Annotated in this window: 5 protein-coding genes and 1 pseudogene; 2 read left to right on the forward strand and 4 right to left on the reverse strand. The window is 70.6% G+C overall.

The features are described from left to right. Window positions 1-183: 183 nt before the first annotated feature. Window positions 184-1,113, reverse strand: a complete 930-nt coding sequence (gene mepA / locus FV222_RS20055; protein WP_147761692.1) for a penicillin-insensitive murein endopeptidase — start codon at window positions 1,111-1,113, stop codon at window positions 184-186. A 118-nt stretch (window positions 1,114-1,231) separates the two neighbouring features. On the opposite strand from mepA, the gene FV222_RS20060 reads away from it, so the two are divergent. Continuing rightward, complete coding sequence (locus tag FV222_RS20060; protein ID WP_246685564.1) at window positions 1,232-1,612, forward strand: PRC-barrel domain-containing protein; 381 nt, start codon at window positions 1,232-1,234, stop codon at window positions 1,610-1,612. 18 nt (window positions 1,613-1,630) lie between these two features. Here the strand turns inward: FV222_RS20060 and FV222_RS20065 are convergent, their stop codons facing one another. From FV222_RS20065 to FV222_RS20070, 3 genes are all read right to left on the reverse strand, one after another. Next, window positions 1,631-2,245 carry a ParB-like protein gene (locus FV222_RS20065; RefSeq protein WP_147761694.1) on the reverse strand — a complete coding sequence of 205 codons (615 nt, stop codon included), beginning with the start codon at window positions 2,243-2,245 and terminating at the stop codon, window positions 1,631-1,633. A 178-nt stretch (window positions 2,246-2,423) separates the two neighbouring features. Then, window positions 2,424-2,552, reverse strand: a complete 129-nt coding sequence (locus tag FV222_RS31915) for a hypothetical protein (RefSeq protein WP_281406900.1) — start codon at window positions 2,550-2,552, stop codon at window positions 2,424-2,426. A gap of 433 nt (window positions 2,553-2,985) precedes the next feature. Then, on the reverse strand, window positions 2,986-3,291 hold the full coding sequence (locus tag FV222_RS20070) for a hypothetical protein (RefSeq protein ID WP_147761695.1): 306 nt from the start codon (window positions 3,289-3,291) through the stop codon (window positions 2,986-2,988). 14 nt (window positions 3,292-3,305) lie between these two features. Between FV222_RS20070 and FV222_RS20075 the strand changes: the two are divergent. Then, window positions 3,306-3,654 (forward strand): annotated as a pseudogene (locus tag FV222_RS20075) (S1 RNA-binding domain-containing protein); the annotation flags it as partial.

A 3,654-nucleotide genomic window follows, 5' to 3' on the forward strand; every position in this document is an offset into this window, starting at 1 on the left:
GCCCGCCGCCGCCCCGGAGCCCGGCGCCGCCGCAGCCGAGCCGACGCCGGGAGAGGAGCTTTCGTAATCCGACGGGCCGCCGACCCATCGTCCAACCCACCACCACATCCTGAGGCGCCCGCTTCGCGTCCGCACCTCAGGGTGGGGTGATGGCGTGCGCCGTCCGCCTGCGAACCTTCGCCTTCAGCGCGCCTTCAGCACCATCCGGCACTCGGCCGGCAGGGCCGCCATGGTCATTGGCGGGCGTGGCTTCGGCTTGGTCTTCGGGGGGCGGGGGTGGAGGATCGCGTCGCTGAACCAGTAGGCGAGCTCCTCGCCGCAGCCGTCGCCGGGCGGCGGGGCGGCCTGGTCGCCGCAGGAATCCTGTCCGTCCGGGCAGGCGAGGCGGATATGGTAGTGGTAATTGTGCCCATACATCGGGCGCACCTTGCGCAGCCAGCCGCGGCTGCCGTCCGCCTCCCGGCACAGGGCCTTCTTGATCGCCGGGTTGACGAAGATGCGCGCCACCTCCGGCTGCTCGGCGGTGAGGCGGATCAGGCTCAGCCGCTCCGGCGTCCAGGTGTCGGGGTCGATGTCGAGGCGGTCAGGCCGCACCATGTCGGTGGCCGAGGTCTCCTCGCGCTCTGCCCGCGTCATGCGCCGGTCCGGCATCGGGGTGAGCCACACGTCGGCGTCGAGCCCGAGCTGGTGCGAGGCGTGGCCGGTGAGCATCGGCCCGCCGCGCGGCTGCGACATGTCGCCGACGAGCAGGCCCGGCCAGCCGACCCGCGGCGCCTTGGCCGCCAGCCGCTCCAGGAAGTCGACGAGGTAGGGCGTGCCCCAGTTCCGGTTGCGCGACAGGCGCATCACCTGCCACGTCGCCCCGTCGATCGGCAGCGCCGCGCCGCCCGAGAAACAGCCCTTGGCGTAGGAGCCGTAGGCGTGGGCGGGGCCGGAGGCCGGGCCGGTCACCCGCCCGAACAGCGCCTTGGCCGGCGTCGAGGGCGCGTCGGGATTCTCCAGCGGCGGCAGGGGTTTGGGGTTGAGGGTCCCCTTGTCCTGTGCGTGGGCGGGCGAAGCGAGGGCCGACGAAAGGACGAGGGCGGCGGAGAGGGCGAGGCGGCGCGTGTGCATGCGGGTCTGTGTATCCGGTCCGGCGGTCGCCCGTCGAGGATCGGAACGTCGCCCGCCGCCGGGGCGTTTTTCGGGCAGGCCCGCCGTTGCGCGGGCCGAACGAACCGGAGGCCGCATCGTGACACCCACGCCTGATACCCCTGAGCAGGCCCGCAGCCTGATCGCCCACGACCGCGTCGTCGGCACCGACGTGCGCCGGCCGGACGGCACCAAGGTCGGACCGATCGAGCGGCTGATGCTCGACAAGCGCTCGGGCCAGGTCGCCTACGCGGTGATGAGCTTCGGCGGCTTCCTCGGGCTCGGCGAGGGCTTCCATACGCTGCCCTGGGCGGTGCTGCGCTTCTCGCCCGAGCACGACGCCTACGTCGTCGACGTCACCGAGGCACAGCTGCGCGACGCCCCGCCGCGCTCGCCCGAGGGCACCGACCCGGCCGAAGACTACGCCTGGGAGGAGCGGGTCCACCGCTACTACAACGCGGCGCCGTATTGGGGCCTGTGACGCAAGGGCCGAGCGCCGCTATGCGGTCGGGCCGCACCAGCCGGGGAGGTAGCTCGTCTCGGACGCCTTGGCCAAGGCCATCGCCTCCTCCAGCGCCGCCGAAAAGTCGTTCTCGATGCGCTTGGCCTTGACGTGGCGACGAAGGTAGTCGGCCCAGAGGAACTCGCTGAACGGCGTCGTGTCCTTGGCGAAGCCCCCGGCCCGGCGCAGCTCGCCGGCCAGGCTCCGGTAGGGGTCGTCGGCGAGGTCCGCCATCGCCTTGGGGATATCCTTGAACCCGGCGCGCACGCCCTCGGCATCGTAGGGGTGCACCCACGATTTGTGATCGCACACCGTCCAGAACGCGTCCTTGTCGAGGTGGTGCAGGTCCGCGACCACGGTCACGAGCACGCTCTCGACGCCCTCTTCCAGCAGGGCGCGGGACAAATGGTGGTGATCGATGACGTAGTGGCGCTTCTTCGGCCCAAGCAGGGTCGGCACCATGTGCGCCCCCAAGAAGGCGGCGCGCTTGTCGTCGTCGTAGTCGCGCCAGCGCCGGCGCTTCTCGGCGACCTCCCGGTAGCCCACCGTCATCTGCGTCGGGCGCAGGTCCGCGATCGGGACGGGCGCCAGCACCGGCTCACGGTTGGCCATCGATTCGGTATTCCCACCGCCGAGCCTTCAGGCCCCCGCGGCGATCTGTCATGATTCCAGCCCACGCCGGAAGGCACGATCGGCGCCCCGCCGTTCACGGTTCCGATAGCCGCCCGCGGCCCTTCGACGGGCGGTTCTGCGACGAGCGGTTCTGCGAGGGCCGTCGGCCAAGCGGAGCTTAGGTCGAGATCGGGCTGTCCTTCCGGAGGTTCCGCAGGGCGCGGAACGGGAGCAGCAGGAATTTCACGAAGGCCCGGAGCGCGAGGAAGGCGGCGACCGAGACGACCAGGGCGATGGTTTTCAACAAGGGCTCGCGCACTCCATCCGAGGGAATCGAAGAGGGTCGTCGAGCGGACTCGGCGGATCGCCGCCCGTGCAACCGCAGGACCGGCAGTCCGCGCCCCAAAGCCGGCAAGATTGTGGGTGTCGGGCGCGACATCGGCGCCCTGGCCTCCCGCCCGCGAACACGCCGGCCGGTTTGAAACGGGCGCCGCCCTGTAGGCGCTTGGCGGGCGATTCCAGCTCGGCCTTGCCAAATCCCTGCGACGATCTGTAATGATGGCAGGCCCTGTCCGATCCTCACGGGATCGTTCGTGCGTCGCGGCCCGCCATCGGGCGATGACGTGCCCGCGGCGGCGAAGATTCTCCGCCGCTGCGGCCCTGGACGGCCGGGGCTCTGCACACGCGACGGGTTTTGTCCCGGCGCATGGGTTATCATGGAATTCGCGGTCGCCTCGTCATCACGGGACGGTCGAGATGGTTTTCGCGAGGTCGGGAATACAGATGGACGGAGGCACAGCATCGATTGCCGTTGCCCGTGCCGTCAGCGTGCGCGATGCGCGTCGCGCCGATCCGTCCGTCCCCCCGATCAGGTTCAACCCCAGGCGCAGCGGAAGCGCGCGCCGAGCGGCGGTTGACGGCAATCCCTTCAGTTCAAGCCCCGCGGCCTCGGTTTCGAGGCCGGCGCGAGCCCTCTCCCTGACGGCCTTCAGGCCGGGCGAGGCTCCACCGGGACACGGGCCCAGGAGAGCGACGTCCGCCGCCATGTCGAAAGTTCGTCATGGCCAACAACAAGATGCTCATCGACGCGATGCATCCGGAAGAGACCCGGGTCGTCACGGTTCACGGTTCTAGGGTTGAGGAATTCGACTTCGAGGCGGCCAACCGGCGCCAGCTTCGCGGCAACATCTATCTCGCCAAGGTGACGCGCGTGGAGCCCTCGCTCCAGGCCGCCTTCGTCGAGTACGGCGGCAACCGCCACGGCTTCCTCGCCTTCTCGGAGATCCACCCCGACTACTACCAAATCCCGCTCGCCGACCGGCAGGCGCTGCTCGAGGACGAGGCGCGCGACGCGGAAGAGCACCGCGAGCGCGAGGAACGCCGCCGCAAGTCGCCGCGCAGCAACGGCC

It is taken from the genome of Methylobacterium sp. WL103, from assembly GCF_008039885.1.
Lineage (GTDB): Bacteria > Pseudomonadota > Alphaproteobacteria > Rhizobiales > Beijerinckiaceae > Methylobacterium > Methylobacterium cerastii.

What these genes read in the sequence shown, in the direction of transcription:
- FV222_RS20065 (WP_147761694.1), bottom strand. Translation starts at nt 2,245, where the DNA reads ATGGCCAACCGTGAGCCGGTGCTGGCGCCCGTCCCGATCGCGGACCTG.
- mepA (WP_147761692.1), bottom strand. Translation starts at nt 1,113, where the DNA reads ATGCACACGCGCCGCCTCGCCCTCTCCGCCGCCCTCGTCCTTTCGTCG.
- FV222_RS20070 (WP_147761695.1), bottom strand. Translation starts at nt 3,291, where the DNA reads ATGGCGGCGGACGTCGCTCTCCTGGGCCCGTGTCCCGGTGGAGCCTCG.